The sequence below is a fragment of the Chryseobacterium gambrini genome, from assembly GCF_027920505.1.
Classification (GTDB): Bacteria; Bacteroidota; Bacteroidia; order Flavobacteriales; family Weeksellaceae; genus Chryseobacterium; species Chryseobacterium gambrini.
Genome location: NZ_CP115857.1, coordinates 3813726 through 3837477, shown reverse-complemented (window position 1 = coordinate 3837477; position 23752 = coordinate 3813726). Strand labels below are relative to the sequence as shown.

Here is a 23752-nt window from a genome sequence, read left to right as displayed (position 1 = left end):
ATGAAAAAACTCTCTTTAATCTCTCTTGGTATTTTAGCATCCCTGCAAGTTGCACATGCACAGACTATTTCTTCAAAAAAATGGGCAGACTTATTCTCCTACAATAATGTTCTTGCCATGAAAGAAGATAACGGAAAAATAGTTGCAGCAGCAGAAAGCGGGGTTTTCTACTATACCATTTCTACCGGTGAAATTACCAAACTGTCTAAAGCAAACGGTTTGCATGAGGTTAAAGTTTCAGCTTTTGATTACAATCCGCAGAACAAAATCGGTTTGGTAGGTTATCAAAACGGCTCGCTGGACGTCATAACTCCGGATGGAATTACTTATGTTGTTGATATTCCTATTGCGACCGGATATAACGGAAGCAAAAAAATCAACCATATCTCAATTACCGGAGATCTTGCTGTTATTTCTGTAGGTTACGGTGTTTCAATATTCGATCTGAAGAAGAAAGAATTTAAAGATTCTGCATTCTTTTTATCAGGAGGAGTTTATCAGGCAAGTAATGAAGCCACTATCTTCGGAAATAAAGTATTTTCTGTAACCAACACCGGTCTTAGAAGCCATGAGATGAATACTACTTTCCCTGTTTTTTCGACCTGGACTACAGAATTGGCAGGTACATTCAAGCATATCGATTCAGAAGGGGTTCTGAGCTTTTCTTCAGCCAATACAGCCTATGTATATAATGGAGGAGCTTTCACTCCGCTTTCACAATCATTTACCAATGTTCATGATGTCGTAGTAACTAATAACAGTATTGTAGTTACGGATCTCAGCAGAGTGTATACATTCGGGACCAACGGAAACTTTAACGCAAACGTAACTTTTGGTGAGGAATGTAACACTGCAACCACTGTAGGAAGCAGTGTTTATGGCGGAACAATTTTTTCAGGAATTAAAAACGAGGGGGGAAATACCTTCAAACCGGATGGTCCTTATCAGAATTATGCCTATAAAATCAGTCTTTACGGAGAAAATCAGATTTTGGTTTCTACCGGAGGGAGAGAAAGCAGATTCAATACCCCTATTTTCAATATAAAAAATCCCGGATTTTATTATTTTGACGGGATGAGCTGGATCTATCCTTCCTATTTTAAAGGAAATTCAACCGTATTCAATGTTTTGGATGTTGTTGCAGATCCTGTAAATCCAACTGATGTATTTTTTGCGAACTATATGACGGATGGATCACGCGGAATTTATAAAATGAAATACAATGCAGGAAACAAGGATTTTACTTTCGTCAAAAGGTATGATTTAGGAACTACTAATATCTTCACAAGACGTGCTGTAGGTTTGACTTTTGATGATTCGAACAACCTTTTTGCTTCTATAGCTTTCTCCGGTGACGGTGCTGCACTTGGGCCTTATACAGCAATCGGTGCATACGACAGGACAGGAGATGATTTTGTCATAAAAAATACCACTTCTCAATTTGGAGCTTCCCAAAAGGCTCTTTACAGTGAAGGGCTTCTTTTTATTCCTACTCCGCGAACTAATAATTTTATAGCTTACGATACAAAGAAAACGCAAAGCACTTCTGACGATACTGCCTATATTTTAACACAACCTAACGGCTTCGCAACAACTTCCGGTGGAACGCTTTCTGTAGCTGTCGATAAATCCGGAGATGCATGGATCGGTACGGATGCCGGACTAAGAGTTTTGCCAAATGCTGTTTCTGCTATAAAAACACCCTCTTCCGCAACCGTTGAGCCAATTATTATAGAACAGAACGGATTGGGCGAAGAACTTTTCAGAGACGGGCAGATTTTACAGATTGAGGTGGATGCAGGAGACCACAAGTGGGTTTCTGTTGATGGTGGTGGAGTTTATTATCTTTCTGCAGACGGACAACAGACTATTAAACATTTTACCAAAGAAAACTCTCCGCTTCCGACGAATACCATTACCGATATAAAGGTTGATAAAAAAACAGGAAAAGTATATTTTGTTTCTTACGACGGAATTGTAACATATCAGGGTGATGTTGCCGATGTAACATCAAACTTCGGCAATGTACTTGTTTACCCGAATCCTGTAGTGTATTTTAATTTTAAAGGAAAGGTTACGATTAAAGGATTGGCAGAAGTTACCAACATCCGAATTGCAGATGCTGCAGGAAACGTTGTGCATTCTGCGGTAGCAAGAGGAGGATATTATGAGTGGGATCTCAATAACCAGAGAGGAAGCAGAGTTGCTTCCGGAGTTTATTTTGTTTTAATGACGAATGAAGACGGCTCCGATAAAGCTACAGCGAAAATAGCTGTCGTAAATTAATGAATTCACAAAGCGGATTTTTATTATCTTATATAAAATATGGCGAAAATGATGCAGTACTGCATTGTTTCACCGAAGAAGACGGGTTTCAGTCTTATTTTCTGAAAGGAATTTATGCCAAAAAAAATAAGAAAAAAGCCCTTCTTCTGCCTTTAAGCAAACTTAATTTCTCTGTAAATCCTGTAAAAGGAAACGGAATCCAGACGATTTCAAAATTTGAGATGATTAAAAGCAACGATATTTATACGGATATTCGCTGTAATACGGTTGTGTTTTTTATTTCAGATTTTTTAAATCAGAATTTAAGACATGAAAACAAAAATCATCATATTTTTTTCTGTCTTGAAGAATTTACGGATGAGCTGGAAAGCCGCAACTATCAGTCGCATCTTATTTTTTTAATTAAAATTCTAAAAATTCAGGGCGTTGCACCATTATTGAACGAAGGGAAATTTCTTGATCCTGAAACCGGAACTTTTACCCATGAAATAATGCACCAACTGTTTACAGAAGACGTTTCAGCGATCTGGAAAAGAATTCTTTCTGCTGAAAATCCTTACGGCATTAAAATACATTCCAATTTTAGGAAAGACTTTTTAGACAGCATACTTGTGTATTATCATTACCATATCACCGATTTTAAAATTCCGGCTTCTCTGGAAGTTATTCAGCAGATATTTGAATAATTAATACCTGAGAATTGGCGTTAAGTAAGATATTATTGATTTAAAATTCCACATTTTTCGGTGTTTCAGTCTCAGATTCTGCGATATTTTTTCTAGAAAATCTAGGCATCAGAATTTTCGCTATAAGTCCTGTCCAGCCTGTCTGATGCGATGCTCCTACTCCACGACCGGTATCTCCGTGAAAATATTCATAGAATAAAATATAATCTTTAAAATCCGGATCGTTCTGAAATCTGGGATATTGGGAATTAAATGGACGGTTTCCATATTCATCCTTTAAAAATAATGAAGACAGTCTTCTGCTTAAAGCCTCTGCAATTTCGTCAAGATTGGAATAGTTTCCGGTTCCGGTAGGATATTCCACCAAAAAATCGGGACTGTAATAGAAAAAGAAACGTTGCAGACTTTCAATTATTAAAAAATTAATCGGAAACCAGATCGGACCGCGCCAGTTGCTGTTTCCGCCGAAAAGCCCGCTGTCGCTTTCTGCGGGAGTGTATTTTACTTTGTAATCTGTTCCATTGAGATTTAGGGTAAAAGGATTTTCTTCATATTCTTTTGAAAGCGCACGAACGCCGAATTCGCTTAAAAACTGATCCGGATCGAGCATTCTGCTTAATAATCTCTTTAAACGGTGACCTCTTAAAAGAGATAGTAAGTGTTTGGATTCATCTCCTTTTACTTCCCAATGCGAAACGAGAGATGCCAGTTCCGGTTTATTTTCCAGAACCCACTTCATTCTTTTCTTGAAATTCGGCAGTTTTTCGATCATTTCATCATCAATAACCTCAACCGCAAACATGGGAATAAGTCCTACAATTGTCCTTAATTTCAGATACATATGATCTCCGTCGCTCGAAGCAATGGCATCATAAAAGAATTCGTCTTCTTCATCCCAAAGACTGAAACATTCTTCTCCCATGTTGTCCAGAGAATTGGCAATTGCCAGAAAATGCTCAAAAAACTTCATCGCCAGTTCTTCATACACATTGTTATACAAAGCAAGTTCAAGAGCAATTCTCATCATATTTAAAGCAAACATTGCCATCCAACTTGTTCCGTCGGACTGTTCCAGATGTTCTCCGTTTGGAAGCGGCATATTCCGGTCGAAAACACCGATGTTGTCGAGTCCTAAAAATCCTCCTTCGAAAATATTATTTCCGTTGTTGTCTTTTTTATTCACCCACCATGTAAAATTCATCAAAAGTTTCTGAAAAGCACTTTCCAGAAATTGCAGATCGGGATTACCCTTCAGATATTCATCTATTTTAAAAACCCTGAAAACTGCCCATGCATGAACAGGCGGATTCACATCACTAAAATCCCATTCATAAGCCGGAAGCTGTCCGTTTGGATGCATATACCACTCAAAAAGAAACAGTTTGAGCTGATGTTTTGCAAAATCGGGATCAATTAATGAAAAACTGATGGTATGAAAAGCCAGATCCCACGTTGCGTACCACGGATATTCCCATTTGTCGGGCATGGAAATAATGTGTTCATTGTTGAGGTGCTTCCATTCAGAATTTCTGATGTGTTCACGGGATTTTGGGGGTGGAACCTGTGAAGGATCTCCTTTCAGCCAACGTTCCACATTGTAATGATAGAACATTTTGTTCCAGAGCATTCCTGCAAAAGCCTGTCGCTGAACCAGTTTTTCGTCTTCTGTTTTTATTCCGCACTGAATGTCTGCATAAAATTCGTCTGCTTCTTTTTGTCTTGATACAAAAATTTCCTCAAAATTCTGAAAAGGCTGTTTTAAATCCTGATCCGAAAGTCTTAATTCAAACGTTTTTGTTTCTTTTGGCTTAAAATTCTCGTCGATGAGAAAGGATGCTTTTGTTCCGAAATCTTTTGGGTTTACGGACTGGGAATTTCCGTTGATAATAAAATCGTTGATTCCGTCTTTGGTATATTTTGACTGGTTCTGAGAGTGATACAGTCTTTCATTATTCGTTTCGTTATCGCAGAATAATACTTTCTGAGCATTTTTTGCGTATACATTTTTGATTTCTAAATCGTGATGATTAATCGTGATACAATCTGAATTTTCAGAATTCATCTGAGGTTTGTAATTATTATATCCCCAGTTCCATGTATTTCTGAACCAGACTGTAGGCAGAATGATTAACGGAGCTTCTTGTTCTGATTTATTGACGACCGTTAGTTTTACCAGAATATCGTTCTGACTTTCTTTGGCATATTCAATAAAAATATCAAAGTATTCGTTTTGGTCGAAAATTCCGGTATCAATTAATTCGTATTCGGGATCTTCTTTTCCTCTTTCTGCGTTGGTTTTTATGAGATCTTCGTAGGGAAATGCATTTTGAGGATACTTATACAGCATTTTCATATAAGAATGGGTAGGCGTAGAGTCGAGATAGTAAAAATATTCTTTTACATCTTCACCATGGTTTCCCTGACCGTTTGATAGGCCAAAGAAGCGTTCTTTCACCATTTTATCTTTTTTGTTCCAGAATCCGACTGAAAAAACAAGTTTCTGAAGGTCATCGCAGATTCCACAGATTCCTTCTTCGCCCCAACGGTAGGTTTTGGCTTCCGCAATGTCGTGATTGGTGTAGTTCCATGCATCACCATTTGCACTGTAATCTTCGCGCACCAATCCCCATTCGCGGTTGCTGACGTAAGGTCCCCATTTTTTCCAAGTAACGTCGGACAGTCTTTCTTTTTCTTTCATGCTGTTTTGATAAGTGATGGTTGATTACTGATAAATGATTAAAAATTTTATCGCAAAGTCAGACAAAGCTTTTCTATCTTTTTTTTCTTCTAAATTAAGATAAACAAAGGTGTTTTAATTATTTTTGGAATACTATTTCTTTAAATTTTTTATTGACAAGTGAAACGAGTTTACCATTTACAATTCATTTGTTTTAATACCGTTCATTCATGTTTCGGCTGCAATGCGCTCCGGATTGAACGGTCTGTCTGAGCTCTTTTTGTAAGCTCCGGAAAAAGCAAGGCACAAAAAAGCGAGTAGTGAAAGCCGGAAATATGCGCCCAAAGAATTATCCTCCTGTTGAAAAGCTTTCGAACGTTGTCATTCCGCCATCTACAAAAATACTGGCTCCGGTAATGTAATCTGCAAGATCACTTGCCAGAAATGCCGCCATATTTCCGATGTCCTGTGGTTGACCGATTCTGTTGTAAGGGATTAAGTCTAATAAGGAGTTTAAAGCTTCGGGGGTGCTCCATGCGGCTTTGTTAATAGGTGTCTGAATTGCTCCGGGACAGATGGAATTGACACGGATTTTGTCGGCTCCGTATTCCTGCGCCAAAGTCTGCATGAGCATTCTGATCGCGCCTTTGCTTGAAGCATAATTAGCGTGACCTGCCCAAGGAATGATTTCGTGAACGGAACTGATGTGAATGATTTTTCCGCAGGCAACGGAACGTGAAGGATCGATACCACGGCGAAGAAATTCTTTGATGGCTTCTCTCGCACATAAGAATTGCCCTGTCAGATTGATTCCGATGACGGTATTCCACTGATCGAGTGTCATTTCCGTGAATTTTGCGTCTTTCTGAACACCTGCGTTGTTGATGAGAATATCGACTGTTCCGAATTGTGAAACCACATCCTGAAACATTGTAACGACCTGATCTTCTTTGGAAACATCGCACTGATAGGTTATTCCGTTTCCGCCTGCATCGGTGATTTCCTTTAAAACGGCTTTGGCTTCGTCTGACGAATGCTCCGAAGAGTGATTGACAATAACTATTGCTCCCGCTGAAGCGAGTGATTTTGCAATTCCTGAACCGATTCCGCTGGAAGCTCCGGTAACGACAGCGACCTGATTGTGAAGAGATATTTCCATGTTTTATTATTTGATGTTACTCAAATTTAGGTGAAAGTTTCACGCCAAACATGAAAATTCTGAATTAAAAATTTCTTAAAGTTTGATTTTTAAGGATTATGCAAAAACTCTTTTCTATTGAACCGATAATTTTTTCAAAAATTCTGTTTTACAATTTTTTGTACATCAGATATTGTATTCCGCTTCTGCCCATTCTTGTTTTTCCGTCGAATTTGTAGCCGACTTTGAGGTATAATTCGTAAGCGGAACTATTGTTTTGGTTGACTGCAAGAACGATTTCGCTGCAATCTTTGAAGTGTTCCCGAACAAATTCGTCAAGGAGGATCATTGCTGCTTTTCCGATTCCTTTTCCCTGCGATTCAGGATTTATAGAAAGGGAGCGCAATAACGTAGAATTCTGATTGTCTGTAAGGTCTAATTTATCATTCCCGAAATCCAGCACAAAAAAACCGGCAGGATGATGATTTTCCAGAATGGTGATGGGAAAAGCAAGGGTGTCGCTCCGCTCTTCAATTTTCTGTAATGCCTGTTCTGCAGTTGCGGTGTATTGTGACTGCAGTTCGTCCAAAGTATAGCTTACTCCGGGAAAATCTTTCGGTTCGTAAAATTTTAATTTTACCATAATTTAATGATGATAAATGTCTTCATACATTACTCCTGCCCGAATTTCAACCGGAAGTTTATTTTCTTCGGGAACAACGGGACAGTTGTAATCGTAAGCGTTGTAAGCACAGTAAGGGTGATACGATTTATTAAAATCCAGAATAATGGTTTTGCCTTTTGGGATGGTTAAATCCAGATATTTTCCACCGCCGTAGGTTTCTTTTTCATTGGTGGCATCACGGAAAGGCAGAAATAAATGGTCTTTGTATTTTTTCTGTTTGATTAAATCTAAGCTTTGATACAGCGTTAATGTATATGATTTTCCGTCTAACTGAAATGTTGCTTTTCCAAATTCTCTGTAAGGTTTTGTTTTGCCTGAAGAGGTGGGAAGATCAAAAGGTTCTGCATTTTCTGTTTTCTCGAATTTTGCGGTAACTCTGTATTTTAAATTGATCGGAAAGAAAGGATGCTGTTTGAAATTTTTAAAATTATCGCCGCGTAAAGGTGTTTCTTTCGGGTTTAAATATTCTGCATTCAGTTCTTTCTGAAATTTTTTAATTTCGGATTCTTCTTTTGACAATTTTTGAGAAAATATCAGAAGTGGAAAAAGTAAAAAGATAAGTAGGTATTTTTTCATGAACTTAAAACTATGATTTACGATAAAGATTTTACGGTAAATAAGCCATTCAGCGGATTAATTTTCAGTAAGATTCTGAAATTTTCACACGGTAAATGTCTGATGAATTTCTTTTGATGGATTCTACAAAAAATCCGCCTTCTTCCGGAATAACTTCTTTTAAATCAAAGCTTTTACAGTCTTTCGGTAACCCTGAAAACACCAAGGTGAACCAAAAATCTTTCATAAACGGAACGGGAGTCCAGTTGGGATAAATGGTAATGTTTTCCGCATGAATAAGTTTGCTCTGATGTTCTGACTGATTATCAAAAAGATAGGTTGACTGCCATATTCTGATGAGGTTTCCAAAGAAGGGTGATGCCGGAAAACAGCAATGCACAATAACCTGCTGTTCCTCCTCAAATTTGGTTTGAAGGGATTCTAATAATTCTTTCACGATCACAGGTTTTATAAGTGTTTCTGACATAATTTCTTTGTGAGAAGTGAATAGTCAATTGTTTGTAATTTAATACTTTAATTTAAAAAACTGACTATTCAGCGCTCACTTTTTTTTAATATTCGAGTTGTAATTTTTCTTTTGAATAATTTCTCACTTTTTCTGTAAGCTCAGGATGATCTGCCAGTTTTTGCCCATAAGAAGGAACCATTTCCAGTAGTTTTTCTTTCCATTCGCCATGAAGTTTTTCGGGGAAGCATTTTTCAAGCACGTTCAGCATTGCATACACTGCTGTTGACGCTCCGGGAGACGCTCCCAACAGAGAAGCAATTGTTCCTTTTTTATTTACCACTACTTCGGTTCCGAATTCCAGTTTTCCACCATGTTTTTCATCCTTTTTAATGATCTGAACTCTTTGTCCGGCAACTTTCAGTTCCCAGTCCTCTTCTTTGGCATCTTTAATAAATTCTCTCAAATGCTGAATTCTTTGGGACTTCGTCATTGCCACCTGCTGAACCAGATATTTGGTTAAAGGAATATTATGCCACCAAGCTCCGAAAAGCGATCTTAAATTTTTAGTATTCACACTTTCAGGTAAATCCAGATAGCTTCCTTCTTTTAAAAATTTAGTTGAAAATCCGGCAAAAGGTCCGAAAAGCAAAGCTTTCTGTCCGTCGATTATTCTTAGATCCAAATGTGGAACCGACATGGGCGGTGCATCCACAGTTGCCTGTGTATACACTTTTGCCTGATGCTTTTCCACCAATTCCTGATTATGACTTACCAGCCATTGTCCGGAAACCGGAAAACCGCCGTATCCTTCGCTTTCTTTGATGTCTGAACTGTCTAACAGCGGTAAAGCATAGCCTCCTGCTCCGATAAATACAAAATCAGCTTCCACTTCCTGTTTGTGGCTGTGAATTCTGTCTTTCACTTTCATTTCCCAAGTTCCGTCTTCTTTCGGATCGATGTCTTTTACTTCATGGTACAGGAAAACTTCAACATTGGAATCTTCCAGCAAATGTCTTCCCATTTTTCTGGTTAACGTTCCGAAATTAACATCTGTTCCCATATCCATTTTCGTTGCCGCCATTACTTCCGACTGGTTTCTCTTGCTCATCACCAAAGGAATCCATTCTCTCAATTTATCGTGATCGGTTGAAAATTCCATTCCTTTAAAGAGAACGGATTCTGACATTTTATCGTGACGTTTTTTAAGATATTCCGCATCTTTTTCTCCAAAAACGAGACTCATGTGCGGACAGGAATTAATGAAATCCTTAGGTTCGCTGATGTAACCTTTTGTAATTAAATAAGACCAGAACTGTTTTGAAATTTCAAACTGTTCGGCGATGCTTTCTGCTTTTGAAATATCGATTGTTCCGTCGGGTTTCTCAGGGGTATAATTGAGCTCACAAAATGCTGAGTGACCTGTTCCTGCATTATTCCAGACTGCTGTACTTTCTTTGGCAAACCGTCCCAGTCTTTCGAAAATAGCTATTTCGAGCTCAGGATCAAATTCGTGTAATAAGGTAGCTAAAGTGGCACTCATAATTCCGCCACCTATTAGAACAACGTCGTATTTTGGTTTCGGCGTTCTGCTTGTAAGCGATTGTGACATAATTTAAATTTTATAAGGTCAAAGTTCGGGAAAAGTTTCTTAAAATAGGGTTTGGTGAAACGATTTTAATATGGGTTTTATCAAAAAAATTAATTTACAGAATCTGTCGGATTATGGATCTGTTTTAAAATCTGTGATGCTGAAATGTTGATTATTGTCTCGCGTTTTTTTGATCCGACAACTTTATAGTCGTGATTGAGCGGCATGTCTGAGCTCTTTTTAGGTTTTCGGCGGCGGCTTTGCCGCCGCCGAAAACCTAAAAAAGCGAGTAGCGAAAGCAGGAAACAGCTCTAAATAAAAAAAAGATTTCTATACATAAAAAAACACCAGAAGAAGATTTCTGATGTTTTTGTGTTATTTAAAATTGAAAATTAATTGAGTTTTGCGGTGAGTTTTTTAAACTGTTTTTCTGCATTTTTTCCTTCATACAGAATTCCATAGATCGTATCTACAATCGGAAGTTTCAGCCCTTTTTCCTTTGACGTTTTATAAATAGAATTCGCGGCATAATATCCTTCTGCAATCATGTTCATCGACTGGATTGCTGATTTTACGGTATATCCTTTTCCTATAAGATTTCCTAAATTTCTGTTTCTGGAGAATAATGAATACGCGGTAACCAGTAAATCTCCCAGATAAGCACTTTCGTTAACATCTCTCGGCGCTTCGTAAATGGCTTCCAGGAAAGTTTCCATTTCACGGATCGCATTGGAAACGAAAACCGCGGTAAAGTTGTCTCCATATCCTAAACCACTCGCAATTCCGGCTCCGATAGCGAAAATATTTTTAAGAATCGCACTGTATTCGTTTCCTAAAATATCTTTGCTGGAATGCATTTTAATAAAATCTGAATTGAAAATATCCACCAGTTTCTGTGAAACTTCATCTTCTACGGTTGCAACGGTAAGATAGGACAGTCTTTCCATTGCCACTTCTTCTGCGTGACAAGGTCCTGCAATAACTGCCTGATTCCTGAAGCCTATTTTAAATTCGTCTCTTAAATAATGTGCTACGACATCATTTACCTTCGGAATAATTCCTTTAATGGCAGAAACAAAAATTTTATTCTGATAATCACAAGTCATTTTATCCAGCGTATCGGAAAGATAGATCGACGGCGTTGCCAAGACAATAATATCACACGCAGAAACAAGCTCGTTGATGTCTGTGGTAAGCTTTAAATTTTTAAGATTGAAATTAACTGCTGTAAGATAAGTCGGGTTATGACCTCTCTGTTCGATCGCTCCTTTTACGTACTCATTTCTTACGCACCAGTGCACGACTTTGCAGTTTTCTACAAGCATTTTCACAATAGCAGTCGCAAAACTTCCACTTCCGACTACTCCTACCGCAACATCATTTTTGCTTTTCTTCGGGTTCGATTCTATATTTGTTTTCTTTTTTGCCATAATAGAAATGTGAACTGCAAATATATTAAAACAAAGACGGAAAGAAGGATTTTCGGAGCATGATAAAAACCAAATTTAGACAAAATTAACACTTCAACACAATTAAATATCTAATCGACCGTTAATTACAGAAAAAACTAAAGTTTTGTTAAAAATAAGCCTGAAAGTTTATTTTTAATTAAATTTGCAGGCTTAAAACCGTTTTGTAATTATACTAAGAGAAGAAAAATGAAGAAATTTCTAAGCAGTAAAAAGAACATAAATGTGCTTTTAGGAGGACTTTTATTAGTAGTTTTTGCGCAAGGTATTTTCATTGCGAAGTTGTATTCGGAAAAAGACAACAAAAATTATGAAGTAAACCTTGTAAAAATAAACACTGAAAAAGACAGTGTAGATTATCTGAAAATGAAAACTGATCTTACATTGGTGGATCAAACCGTAGCAGAGCTGAATTCTTTCCTTAAATCTAAGGATGTTCCCAACGAGAAAGTTACTATTCTGAGCAAAGACAGTATCTCCAACTCTATTTATCTGGCAAAACAGGCAAACCGATACAGCCAATATCTGATGAATCTTCAGAAAAAGTTACTGGAAGTTCCTTTGGGAATGCCTACTGAAGGTTATATTTCGTCTAATTTCGGAGTGAGAAAAAATCCTATTCCTTTTAAAACCGTTTTAGCCTCCGTAAAAAGCAGTGCTGCAAAACCCGCTGCCGTTGCAGCCGCAGCTCCGGAAGTAAAAGCTGAACCCGTGGAAAAAATTATAGAAGTAACAGACAGCTACGGAAATAAAAGAGAAGTAAAGGTAATGGTAACACCAAAAACGACTTCTGCTGCTCCGGTTCCTGCTTCGTCAGCAAAATCTGTTGCAGCCGGATCTGAAAAGCCTGCCGAGAAAAACAATGCGCCTGCAGAAGCAGATCAGATGCAGTTTCATAAAGGACTGGATATAGCCGTTGCTTACGGATCGGATGTCGTGGCAACTGCAGCCGGAACGGTTATTTTTTCCGGACAGAAAGGAGGGTACGGAAACTGTGTGATCGTTTCTCACGGAAACGGACTGGCAACTCTTTACGGACATTTGTCGCAGTTGGTCGCTAAAGTAAACGATAAAGTGAAAGTAGGACAGGTGATTGCCAAATCCGGGAATTCCGGTCGTTCTACAGGACCTCATCTTCATTATGAAGTACATAAGAACAATACTCCGGTAAATCCGAAGTTGTTTATGAATCTTTAAAATGAGAGTTAAAATATAGAGTTTCGGCGGCACAAAAGGTGCCGCCGAAACTTTTAAAACATATCTTAAAAAAATTAGTAGGCTGCTGTAAAACGCTCTCTGATGTGGTTATTCTGTTCCAGTTCATCCACCAAAACCACCGCTACATCTTCTACGGAAAGAATACTTCTTCCGTTTTCATCGAAAACAGGATTTTCCAGAGCGGTTCTGTATTTTCCGGTTCTTACGCCTGCGGTTCCCTGATGCATTTCTATTGCCGGACTGAAAAATGTCCAGTCTAAGGTTTCATTTTCTTTAATTTTGTTTAAATAATCTCTTGCCGCAGTTGCCCCAGGTTTTATTTCTGCAGGAAAATCTGATCCGTCTACCAGTTGTTTTCCATCAATGTAAAGACTTCCTGCTCCTCCAACAGTAATAAATCTTTTTACGCCGGATTGTTCAACTGCTTTTTCAATATTAACGGAACCATTCAGAAAGTCATCATAAAGATTAGGATTGGTCCAGCCTGCGTTAAAAGCACTGATTACGGCATCATTTCCTTTTAAAACTTCTGATAATTCATCTACATTATTTACATCTACACTTTTAGCCGTTACTTTTTCGTTCTGCTCCACTTTTGAAGCATCTCTTACAATGGCTTCTACCTGATATCCTCTGTTGGATAATTCATTTACAACCTGAGTTCCTACAAAACCTGTTGCCCCTATTACTGCTACTTTTTTCATACTGTTTATTTTTTATATTTAATTGTAATAATTTTTGTTACATTTTTAAGCAAAAAATTTTATTTAAACTGTTCGCTGAACTGTTTTAAGGATTTATTTCCTAAAAAATCCAAAACCAACTGATCGGTTTCTGAAAACAAATTTTTAAGATGATTATTAATTTCTTTTCCGACCGGGCAAACCGGATTGGGATTATTGTTTTTCTTTCCTAAAACTTCGGTGTTCTTCACAGCCAGATAGATTTCAGAAATTCGTATGGAATCTGCACTTTTTGCCAGCTGACTCCCTCCTTCTTTTCCCTGTCTGCTTGTAATTAAACCTGCTTCTCTTAACACACCAAGCTCTTTACGAACAATCACAGGATTGATATTGATGCTTCCTGCAATCCATTCTGAGGTAAGCCAGTCCTGTGGACTTTCCGTCAATAAAGTCATGATATGTATTGCCGTGGCAAATCTTGTGTTGTTCATTATAATTACTCAGCAAAGATATACAATTTTTTAATGTAACAAAAATTATTACAATTAAAATTTGTTAAAGAATCAGACGATCCAGATCCAGAAGCAGATAATTAATATTCTGATTGATGGTTCTGGTTGCCGACTGCATCTGGTTAAGCATTGCCGCCCGATTATGAAGATCATCCGACCGGTAGAATCCCCCGTCACTGAAAATTACAGATTCATCCGCACGTTGTTTATCATCATCAAATTGGTAATGCAGCCATCGATCTTTCATGCTCGAAATAATTGACTGCTGCTCTCTGTTGGAAAATTTTTTCTCGGTGTACATATACCAGATAAACGGCGGAAAGTTAGGTGACTGTAATTTGCCATTCCATACATCTCTTAGCAGATTTCTCTGATGGATAAATTCTACTTTTTTACCTTTCGGATTTAAAGTTGCCAAACCGAATCCTGCTCCCAAAACTCCTCCTCCGATATCTATGGCATTACTCCATGAATTATCCTTTACAATTCCTCCCGCTACCGAAGCCGCGGCTCCGGTTACAATCGAAAGCAGAATAAGTTTATTGTTTCTGGAATCGTTTAAATTATCCACATAATTTCCGATCTGCGCTACTCTTTCCCCCTCACAGTCGAATTCTGCCGCAACCGCATCCAGCTCGGTTAAAGCAATGGTTATTTTGCTGTTGATTTTGGATTTTAGCTGTAAAACTTTTACCTGAGACTCCAGAGAAGTGTCTTTTTTAAGCTCCATGATCTCATGAACTTCATCCAGATTATCTAAAGCATTCAGAATCAAAATACTCTGATCCGAAAATTTATCTCTTAATTCTTTATTGGCATTAATAATAGAATCTGAATTATAGGAAGGCAGTTTATTACCGTAATTGTATTTGAAAGGCGCTTTACAATAGCTATCCCGAAGCGTTAGAATATTTTGTCTGATTGCCTGATTTTTCCTTGATACACAGGAAGTAAGCAACATACTGAATGCTACAAAGTAAATTATCTTCTTCATTGATCGATGTTTTCTGTGATTCGGGATTCTTATACATCTGTAAGCTACAAACCTGCAGAAAATTTTATAAGAACTGCATTATTTCAAATTCAAACCCAATATTTGTTTAATTTGAAAGGTAAAATTACGCAAATAAAAAAATTTACCCGAATAACAGGTAAATTTTTAAGCTATTTTTAATAAAACTATTTCTTGATATCCAGCAATTCTACTTCAAAAATAAGCGTAGAATTCGGACCGATCTCTTTGCTGATCTGCTGATCTCCATAAGCCAGATGCGGAGGAAGAATTAATCTCCACTTGCTTCCTACAGGCATCAGTTGAAGTGCTTCCGTCCATCCTTTAATTACTTTATTCAATGGAAATGAAGCCGGAGTTCCTCTTTTTACAGAACTGTCGAAAACTTTTCCGGTGATGGTAGTTCCGTGGTAATGGCATTTTACGGTAGATCTAGGACCCGGTTTTTCGCCGTCGCCTTCCGTAATGATTTCATACTGCAATCCGCTCGGCAATTCTACAACGCTTTCTCTCTTGCCATATTCTGCCATATATTCCTGACCGTCTTTCAGGTTTTTTTCTGCCAATTCTTTTTTACGTTTAAATAACATATCTGCTACTCCCATAATTGATAATTTTTGCAAAGATAGTTCTTTGTGCCGGAAAATGATAGCCGGAAGATGGAAGTTTTTTAATCATAGAAAATTTTCAAAACATATAAATCATTAGTTTTCAATTTATTAAATTTTATTTTTTTTGCATCTTTAACTCAGCTTAAAAAATTCAAGTATCATTAATATTCTGTTAATAGGATTTCCGAAACTTGGCGTTATAATTGGACTTAAAAACTAAATGCCCAATCCATTACCCTATAAAAAGGAATACGACAGACTGACTGATGAAGAGAAGCAGCTTCTGGAAATCAATAAAAAAAGCATTACGGATTTTGTTGAGCAGTCGCCTTCCGTGAGTGATGTTCATTACGCAACGAGAAATGCTCATGCTAAAACATACGCTGTTACGAAAGGAACTTTTCTGATTGATAAAAGCATTCCCGAAGAACTGAAACCGTATTTCGATAAAGAAAAATATGATCTGATCATCCGTCTCTCCAACGCCCATTTAAAAGTAATGAAGGGAAAAAGAGATGTTCCTGCATATGGTTTTGCCGTGAAAATTAATGATGAGAAAGGAAACGTGATTGCCAATTTTCCTTTGGTAAATTTTCCGTTGTTTCCGATTAACTCGGTGAGTACATTTCTAAAATTATTCACTTCCGTTAATCGTTTTTTTGTAAAAAAATGGAGTTCTTTTTCTTTACTGATGCAGATTTTAAAAGTCATTCCCTCAACTGTTACGGCTTCATTTGTTAAAAATATATTCAGACTCTGGAGGAAGAGAAATGATTTTTTTCTTTCATTTGATTTTCATTCTGTCGGTGTGTACAGACTGGGAGATTATATGATGAAAATTAAAATCAAACCGCAATCTGTCAACAAACATTTCGGGAAGAAATTAAAGGTAAAAAATGCTGTGGAACGTTATCTGAAAGAAGAAAATTTCACGGCAGATGTTCTTATTCAGCTTTGCTATGACCTGAAAGATCAGCCTGTAAATAAACTTAATGTCGAATGGAAAAATTCGCCTTATATTAAAATCGGGGAAGTGAAAATTGAAAAAAACAATCTTCTGAACCCAAATTCCTGCGACAGTGAGCTGCTTTCTTTTAATCCTTTTGAAAGTAAGATTTTCTTTCAGCCCGTCGGAAAAATTCAAAAGCTCCGCGATGAAGCGTATAAGGTTTCTGTACAGACGAGGCGGAAAATCAATAAGCTGTTGAAATATAACAAATAATGAAAAGTGAATGGTAAATTTTGGTTTGCAAGTGAATGGTTTTTTTTTAGTTTAGTGTTTTATGTTCAAAGTTTACTGCCAGTAGTTGTTTGACGTAGGAGAAATCTATTTAGTTTTTGACGCAATGTTCGCTAGGTTTTGCTCTACATTGTAGGGAGTATTTTTTGTTTGAAACGGCGCTTCACTCAGCAAATGATAGCAATTTATTGAATTAGGAGATAATTTGGCTCTTTGATTTTAGGAGAAATCTATTTTATTTAATTTCTAACGCAATCTATTTATTGAATTAGGAGATTATTCGGCTCTTGATTTTAGGAGAAATCTATTTTAATTCTAACACAATTTTCACCAGATTTTGCTTTACATTTTAGTGGGTATTTTTTATTCGCAACGGTGACTTCGTCGAATCTTTGATTTCACTCATTGAATGATAATTATGAAGACTAAAATCGTGTTTGCCACGCTATTTTTTTAATTCTGCTGAGATTTCTAAAGGATGACAAACTGTACTGGGTAATTCAAATATTGAAATACAGACTATTTTCCTAGCCGCGATTGAAGCAATTGTTTGAGCTCATTTTTAAGCTTTTGGGCGGCGCGGCAAAGCCGCGCCGCCCAAAAGCTTAAAATAGCGAGTGCGGAAAGCGCGAAACAGCTCCTAAAAATAAAATAATAAAAAAGGCTCTACAAATTGTGTAAAGCCTTTCTATTTTAATAAGAACTGATCTTATTCTTCAATTTTCTCTTGGTCTTCGTCATCCTTTTTATCGGGGAAAATCAGGGATAAAATCACTGAAATTACCAAAACTCCTCCAACGATTCCCAAAGAAACCGGAGACGGAATATGAATCCATGGTGCAATCAGCATTTTTACTCCAATAAACGATAAAATAACTGCCAAACCGTAAGGTAATTTGCTGAACATATGAATGAAATTCGCCAACAGGAAATACAACGATCTTAGTCCTAAAATTGCGAAAATATTCGATGTGTAAAGGATAAACGGATCATTGGAAATCGCGAAGATTGCCGGAATGGAATCTACTGCAAAAAGTACATCCGTAAACTCAATTACAGCTACAACAACCAAAAGCGGGGTTGCCATTTTTATTCCGTTCTGTACCGTGAAAAATTTGTCGCCCACGTAATTGTCTGAAACTTTCCAGAATCTCTTAATCAGTCGTGCTCCTGCTGTATTGCTGTAATCTTCTTCGTCATCATCGTCTCCGTCGCCCCACGATTTTATTCCTGCATACACAAGGAACAACCCGAATAAAGTCATTACAATATTGATTTTTACCGGATGTCCGAAAATATTCATTTCAGGAAGGTAAGTAAGGTTGATTAATCCAACGCCCGCAAAAATGAAAATTGCCCTGAAAATCAATGCTCCGATAATTCCCCAGAAAAGAACTTTGTGGTGGAGGTATTTCGGAACTTTAAAGAACCCGAAAACCAGAATGAATACAAATAAGTTATCCACCGAAAGTGCTTTCTCAATCCAGTAAGCCGCCTGATACTGCGTGAATTTCTCCACTGCCAAAGCATGACTTTCGGGACTTCCGTCTGTATTGAAAACCCAATAAACCACACCGGAGAATACCATAGACAGTGAGATCCATACGATTGACCAGATTGTAGCTTCTTTGGAAGAAACTTCATGACTTTTTTTGTTGAAAACTCCTAAATCCAGAAGCAACATGATAACTACTGTTATCGCAAATCCCCAAACCAGACCGGGATGAAGATCTAAAATACCTTGATGTTTGTCCACTTTTAAATGTGCTTATTATACGATAAAAGCAATATTTGTACGGATACAAGTATTGCTAAATTTTATTTTTATTTTAAAATTTCATTCAACAGTTAATAAGTTTTGGCTAAAGCCGGATTGGAAACTTATTTTTAATGCAAACGGGCTAAAGCCCGTTCCTATTGAATATTAATATTTTACAAATATTTCTGCTTTACAGTTTCTATTGTTTCCTGTAATTTTCTGTCTGCTGTAGGATCTCCGATCGCGTTGAACTTCCATTCTCCGTTTCTTTTGTAGAAAACGCCCATTACCATGGCAACATGACCTTTGAAAGATGCATCATTGGCAATATCATATTTTGCAAAAACTTCTCTTACGTTGGTTGGCGTTCCTTCATAAATTCTGATGGATGCGAAAGGAATAGTACCGAAATCCTGACCTTTATAACTGTTCAGAACCAAAGCAACGTGTTCTACATTGGAATCCAGATTGCTGAAATCCACAGTAATCACCTCATTGTCAAGACCGTCATCTCCATTTACATCTCCTGTTAAATCGTCTCCGCTGTGTCTTACCGAACCGTTTTTAGACTTCAGATTCCCGAAATAGATTACTTCTGTCGCGTTTTTATTGGAATCGTATAAAATACAGCTTCCGTCTAAATCTACTGCTTCTTTTGTAACGCCTCCGAAGAATCCTTTCTTCTCGATTGCTCCCCAGTTGATTCCCACACAAGCCTGTGTAAGCGTGGTTCCGTTTTCCTTCGTTAGGTTTATTCTCTGACCCTTTTGTAAGTTAATAGCCATTTTTTTAAGTTTTTGTTTTATTTTGTGATTGTAAATAGGCTGCTTTTTAGCCCATTTACCATTTTAATTATTATTTAAATTTAAATTCAGCATTGCGCGAAGAATATTGGTTTCCTCATTGATGTCGAACATTTTGCTCATCACGTCGGTATTTTCAAGATTTTTAAGATAATCTTTCAATACTGAAATCACCTGCTCCGGTAATGTTTTTTTTCTTTCGTTCATTGTCTCTTCCAATTGTTCGTTTTTTCTTTTTAACTGATAAACAATTGTTCCCTGATTCGATTCATTGGGCATTGTATCTAGTTTTTCCAGTTTTTTAGGATCAATTAAATACATTTTTCTGCCTTCGATATCAAAAATGAAGTGATCGTCGGACTGGAAGATTTTAAATAATTCATACTCGTTTCCCGTGATGACATATCCGCATACAAAACGAACCTTAAAGTTCTGAATATTAAGCCTTCCCAGTAATTTCCTTTCAATCTGATAATCCTGATACTGATAGGCAGGAAAAGAACCGGATTTCAGCAATTCTTCATCAACATTCGAACGGTAGAATTCTGCCGCATATTTTTTGTAGAAATACAGAACATTATCCCAGTTTGCCCGAAATTTATCTTCCGTAAGATCATTATACAAACTTTTCAGCTGATTGGAAAAGATCCCGCTGTACATTTTCCGGTCTGTTTCGAAACCGTCTACACGCTTTTCCTCAAAACCGGAAATGTATTTGCTGTTAACATCAATTTCATTAAGCACCGCCAACATCTCATTTTCCTTCTGCCTTTTAATTTTGGTTAAAAGTTCAATAAGACTGTCGGTGTACTGAAGATGAAAAAGTTCCAGTTTGCTGTAATCGAGTCCTTTATTTTCCTGAAAAAGATTATGGATAATATCCGTCTTAATGTAGATCGAAATTATATCAACATTTTCAAAAAAATTTGCAAGAAGTTTAAGTTTGGTTAATCTTCTTTTGCTTTGCGACAATATGTTTACAGCATCATCATTCACTTTTCATCTCTCATTCTTATCCTCTTACGTTTGCTTTTAATTCGTGTTCCAGAGTCATTAAATCCTGATCCAGCTTTCTTCTTCCTTCCGCACCCTGTTTTTGGATCTGCTTCACTTCGTTTAATGTATTGATTAGTTTTGCCGTTGTTTCTCTTAACACATCAACGGAAACAATCGTCTGTTCGTTAGCTCTTGCAACATTCACAGAGTTCTGCCCCAAACGTTCTGCATTTTTTCTTAAAATTTCTTCCGTCGTAGCCGAAACTTTCTGCTGAATTTCAATACTTTGCTGCTGTCTGTACATCGCTACTGCCAGTGAAAGCTGGTTTTTCCAGAGTGGTAAAGTCGTCGTTAAAATCGTCTGTGCTTTTTCTGCAATCGAAACGTTGTTGTTCTGAACGAGTCTGATCTGCGGAAGAGACTGCATCATGATTAATCGAACCACTTTCAGATCGGCTAATCTTCTGTCTAATCTTGCGATAAAATCTCTCTTATCGGCAATCTGATAATCCTGAAATTCCTGCGTATTGGCTTCCATGTGCGCTAATTCGGCTCCCGCTTTTTCCATTCTCAGGTTTCCGATAATCACCAGTTCTTCAATTTGTTTGATCGCGTTGACATTACTTTCGAAAATCGTCTGCAAAACCGCATTATCTTTCGTTGAAGTAATGATTCCTGCATTTACTTTATAAGCAATCTGATCGATATTGTTGATGATTTTATCGTATTTGGCAAATAAATTCTCAATCTGCGTCATGACACTTTTCATGAAAGGCAATTTGCTTAAAAAACTTTTGAATTTATTTTGATTTAACTCTTCAACATCTACATAATTCAGCTCGACTAATAAATTATTAATCAATTCACCTACTTCTCCGGAATTTGATCTCCTTACATTTCCAAGGAAACTGTCACTCTGATTCGACAATGTTCTCTGAAGATCGGCTCCAAAGTTAACGATAGATCCCGGGTTAGTTTCGTCGATAGAATCTGCCAGAACTTCGTATTTTTTACGTTCTTCTGCCTGTAACTGCGTAAGATTTACATTTCCATCCCTGTCTACTAAAGGAGCAGGAGGCGTACTTGGCGTTGCCATACTCGGCGGCGGCGCCATCGGAGTAGGTTCGAATGTCTTTAAAGGTTCGATCGATCCAAGCGGATCTATAGGTTGGTTTTCCTGATTGTCCATAATAGATTATTGATAGATTGATACAAATTTTTCAAGACCTTCTCTCTGTCCGCTTCCTACCGCTTCAAATTTCCATTCGCCATTTCTGTTGTAGATTCTTCCGAATTCCACTGCCGTTTCAATAGAGAAATCTTCGTCTAATTCATATTTTAAAATTTCTTCGTTGGTATCTGTATTGAAAATTCTGATGAAAGAATTTCTTACCTGTCCGAAGTTCTGTCTTCTTGAATCCGCATCGTGAATGGTTACCACAACAGTAATTTCTTTCACGGCAGGATCTATTTTAGTAAGATCGATTTTAATCTGCTCATCATCTCCTGCTCCGTCTCCCGTAAGGTTATCACCAGAGTGAATTACTGCTTTGTCCGGAGACTCCAGATTGTTGTAAAAGATGAAGTGATTATCTGAAATTAACTTTTTGTTTTCACCTAATAAAAATAAAGAAGCATCCAAATCGAAAGCGGTTCCGGTAGATGTATTGTTAATATCCCATCCAAGACCAACCGTAAATTTCGGTGCATTTATATTTTCTCTCTGTCCTTTCTGTAAGTTAATAGCCATAATATAATTCGGTTTGTGTTAAAGTGTTTATATTGTTTTCGTATTCTTTTATTAAATGATAATTGTTGCTGATTGCCAGTTCCAGCAGATTATCCATCAGTTCCTTTTTTACTTTAGACGAAAGATACTCAAAATTACCTGAATCTAAGCCTAAAATATATTTTACAATTCGTGTATTAAACTGAAAACTAGGCTTCCCCATTACTTCTGCGATATCATCTACATTTTTTACCGCGTAATAATTAAAGTAATTTTCAATCTTAGGATCGAGATCAAAATTCATCAGTTCAGCATAATACATGAATAAAAAGTCTGCTTCTACATTATATTCATCAAGAATTTTGTTCACCGTAAATTCATGGCTTCCTGTTATTTTAATATCATCTATAAAAATACAAAGTTTTCCTCTAAGAAAATCTTTATCCAGATAATAGGTGTCGTTAGCAATAAGATTTTTACGGTCTTCAAAACTTAAATTTCCATAATCCGTCGTGTAGGTATGATTTCTGTTAATTTTCGATAAAATGCTTGATTTTTTTCCTTTCTGAAACAAATAAAAATCCAGATGCTTCTTAAAGTAAAAACATAAAAAATTAGACGCTGTAGGAATTGCCATGTAAGGACTTGGCAATACCACAATTTCTTTATCTGTGTTTAAAATATCTTCATGTCCGGAAATAAATCCTTCGAACAGTTCTTTTGCAAATTTTTCAGCATACGACTTATCGCCATATTTGAAATAGCTGTATTCTTCGGGTGAAAATGTAAATTCATCCGCCGAATGAATGTGGTGTAAGCTGTACCTCTTGTTCATAATTATATTTTGGGTGTAAGTAAGTGTGCATTGAAACCAAAATCCTTTGCGCCTTTATAATCCGCGACAGGATTATCCCCGATATGTAAAACCTGTTTTACATCTAAATCCTGATTGGGCAGTAAATTTTTCACTTCCTGAAAGATTTTGGGATCGGGTTTTGAGCAGTTCATTTCATCAGAATAAATGTGGAAATCAATATACTGATCGAGATTTTCACTGATCAGGAATTTTCTCATGGTTTTTCCTTTAATAAAACCTGTGTTGCTTAGAATATTGATTGTTTTTCCCTGATTTTTAATTTCATCAAAAAACTGATGTAAATTTTCAAAAATCACAACAGGTTTATATTCCAGAAACAGATCTTCGCTTTTCTGATAAAACTGATTTAACTGATCTTTATTCAATTGTTTTACATCTACTTCCAGTGCATTTAAAATTAATAAATAAATTTCAAAAGTGTCAACATTTCCTCCAATTACCTCATTGATAGAATTACAAATATCATCATAATATTTTACGACTTTCGCAACTTCATCAATTGGTTTTTTTACGTCAAAAAATGAGGAGAACAGCTCAACTCTTTTTGCTTTAAATTCAGGATGAGATTTTATTAAAGTAAGCCACAAATCAAAGGAAAAATGTGAGTGATTGTGGATGTCTATATCTGTTTTCAAAATGGTTCAGTTAAAAGTTTTATTTAGCTTTTTTCTTGAAAAAGATGTTTTAAATGGTTATTATTTTCTTTCATCTGTTCGTGTTCAAAATACAATTCCTTTCAAAGATAGAATTTTTAAATTA

General features: G+C 36.8%; 22 protein-coding genes. 4 read left to right on the top strand and 18 right to left on the bottom strand.

Annotation, left to right across the window (positions count from 1 at the left end; genetic code table 11):
* Both porZ and recO read left to right on the top strand, forming a co-directional pair.
* Positions 1-2286, top strand: coding sequence for a type IX secretion system anionic LPS delivery protein PorZ (gene porZ, locus PFY09_RS17670; protein WP_271160565.1), 2286 nt, complete (start codon positions 1-3; stop codon positions 2284-2286).
* Positions 2286-2972, top strand: coding sequence for a DNA repair protein RecO (gene recO, locus PFY09_RS17665; protein ID WP_271160564.1), 687 nt, complete (start codon positions 2286-2288; stop codon positions 2970-2972). Before porZ ends, recO begins: the two co-directional genes overlap by 1 nt.
* Before the next feature lie 40 nt (positions 2973-3012).
* Here the strand turns inward: recO and PFY09_RS17660 are convergent, their stop codons facing one another.
* The 7 genes from PFY09_RS17660 to PFY09_RS17630 form a co-directional block, all read right to left on the bottom strand.
* Positions 3013-5670: an MGH1-like glycoside hydrolase domain-containing protein gene (locus PFY09_RS17660; RefSeq protein ID WP_271160563.1), complete on the bottom strand. Its 2658-nt coding sequence runs from the start codon at positions 5668-5670 to the stop codon at positions 3013-3015.
* A gap of 328 nt (positions 5671-5998) precedes the next feature.
* The gene (locus PFY09_RS17655) at positions 5999-6808 is read right to left on the bottom strand and encodes a glucose 1-dehydrogenase (protein ID WP_271160562.1); all 810 of its coding nucleotides are present in this window, start codon (positions 6806-6808) and stop codon (positions 5999-6001) included.
* A 148-nt stretch (positions 6809-6956) separates the two neighbouring features.
* Entirely contained in the window at positions 6957-7430 is a 474-nt protein-coding gene (locus PFY09_RS17650) for a GNAT family N-acetyltransferase (protein ID WP_087708978.1), read from the bottom strand.
* Between the two features lie 3 nt (positions 7431-7433).
* Complete coding sequence (locus tag PFY09_RS17645; protein ID WP_271160561.1) at positions 7434-7991, bottom strand: DUF1684 domain-containing protein; 558 nt, start codon at positions 7989-7991, stop codon at positions 7434-7436.
* 121 nt (positions 7992-8112) lie between these two features.
* The gene (locus PFY09_RS17640) at positions 8113-8514 is read right to left on the bottom strand and encodes a hypothetical protein (protein WP_108411637.1); all 402 of its coding nucleotides are present in this window, start codon (positions 8512-8514) and stop codon (positions 8113-8115) included.
* 85 nt (positions 8515-8599) lie between these two features.
* A complete protein-coding gene (mqo, locus tag PFY09_RS17635) occupies positions 8600-10105 on the bottom strand; it encodes a malate dehydrogenase (quinone) (RefSeq protein ID WP_271160560.1) in 1506 nt (501 codons plus the stop codon).
* A gap of 371 nt (positions 10106-10476) precedes the next feature.
* A complete protein-coding gene (locus tag PFY09_RS17630; RefSeq protein WP_185206691.1) occupies positions 10477-11514 on the bottom strand; it encodes an NAD(P)H-dependent glycerol-3-phosphate dehydrogenase in 1038 nt (345 codons plus the stop codon).
* A gap of 228 nt (positions 11515-11742) precedes the next feature.
* On the opposite strand from PFY09_RS17630, the gene PFY09_RS17625 reads away from it, so the two are divergent.
* On the top strand, positions 11743-12750 hold the full coding sequence (locus PFY09_RS17625) for a M23 family metallopeptidase (protein ID WP_271160559.1): 1008 nt from the start codon (positions 11743-11745) through the stop codon (positions 12748-12750).
* A gap of 74 nt (positions 12751-12824) precedes the next feature.
* Here the strand turns inward: PFY09_RS17625 and PFY09_RS17620 are convergent, their stop codons facing one another.
* The 4 genes from PFY09_RS17620 to PFY09_RS17605 form a co-directional block, all read right to left on the bottom strand.
* The gene (locus tag PFY09_RS17620; RefSeq protein WP_271160558.1) at positions 12825-13475 is read right to left on the bottom strand and encodes an NAD(P)-dependent oxidoreductase; all 651 of its coding nucleotides are present in this window, start codon (positions 13473-13475) and stop codon (positions 12825-12827) included.
* A 59-nt stretch (positions 13476-13534) separates the two neighbouring features.
* Positions 13535-13945, bottom strand: coding sequence for an Rrf2 family transcriptional regulator (locus tag PFY09_RS17615; RefSeq protein WP_108411735.1), 411 nt, complete (start codon positions 13943-13945; stop codon positions 13535-13537).
* Between the two features lie 64 nt (positions 13946-14009).
* Entirely contained in the window at positions 14010-14960 is a 951-nt protein-coding gene (locus PFY09_RS17610; RefSeq protein WP_271160557.1) for a hypothetical protein, read from the bottom strand.
* 185 nt (positions 14961-15145) lie between these two features.
* Positions 15146-15583 (bottom strand): FKBP-type peptidyl-prolyl cis-trans isomerase, encoded by a 438-nt coding sequence (locus PFY09_RS17605; RefSeq protein WP_087708965.1) that lies wholly within the window; start codon positions 15581-15583, stop codon positions 15146-15148.
* Between the two features lie 226 nt (positions 15584-15809).
* Between PFY09_RS17605 and PFY09_RS17600 the strand changes: the two genes are divergently transcribed.
* A complete protein-coding gene (locus tag PFY09_RS17600; RefSeq protein WP_271160556.1) occupies positions 15810-16811 on the top strand; it encodes a catalase family protein in 1002 nt (333 codons plus the stop codon).
* A 727-nt stretch (positions 16812-17538) separates the two neighbouring features.
* Here PFY09_RS17600 and PFY09_RS17595 read toward each other — a convergent pair.
* From PFY09_RS17595 to PFY09_RS17565, 7 genes are all read right to left on the bottom strand, one after another.
* Positions 17539-18513, bottom strand: a complete 975-nt coding sequence (locus PFY09_RS17595; RefSeq protein ID WP_408640192.1) for a TerC/Alx family metal homeostasis membrane protein — start codon at positions 18511-18513, stop codon at positions 17539-17541.
* A gap of 248 nt (positions 18514-18761) precedes the next feature.
* The gene (locus tag PFY09_RS17590) at positions 18762-19373 is read right to left on the bottom strand and encodes a TerD family protein (RefSeq protein WP_076392787.1); all 612 of its coding nucleotides are present in this window, start codon (positions 19371-19373) and stop codon (positions 18762-18764) included.
* A 63-nt stretch (positions 19374-19436) separates the two neighbouring features.
* Positions 19437-20387 carry a hypothetical protein gene (locus tag PFY09_RS17585; RefSeq protein ID WP_108411739.1) on the bottom strand — a complete coding sequence of 317 codons (951 nt, stop codon included), beginning with the start codon at positions 20385-20387 and terminating at the stop codon, positions 19437-19439.
* A 16-nt stretch (positions 20388-20403) separates the two neighbouring features.
* A complete protein-coding gene (locus PFY09_RS17580) occupies positions 20404-21576 on the bottom strand; it encodes a toxic anion resistance protein (RefSeq protein ID WP_256040464.1) in 1173 nt (390 codons plus the stop codon).
* Positions 21577-21582: 6 nt separating this feature from the next.
* The gene (locus tag PFY09_RS17575) at positions 21583-22137 is read right to left on the bottom strand and encodes a TerD family protein (RefSeq protein ID WP_087708961.1); all 555 of its coding nucleotides are present in this window, start codon (positions 22135-22137) and stop codon (positions 21583-21585) included.
* On the bottom strand, positions 22127-22951 hold the full coding sequence (locus PFY09_RS17570; RefSeq protein ID WP_271160554.1) for a phosphoribosyltransferase family protein: 825 nt from the start codon (positions 22949-22951) through the stop codon (positions 22127-22129). Before PFY09_RS17570 ends, PFY09_RS17575 begins: the two co-directional genes overlap by 11 nt.
* A gap of 2 nt (positions 22952-22953) precedes the next feature.
* Positions 22954-23628 (bottom strand): HAD family hydrolase, encoded by a 675-nt coding sequence (locus tag PFY09_RS17565; protein WP_271160553.1) that lies wholly within the window; start codon positions 23626-23628, stop codon positions 22954-22956.
* Positions 23629-23752 lie beyond the last annotated feature (124 nt).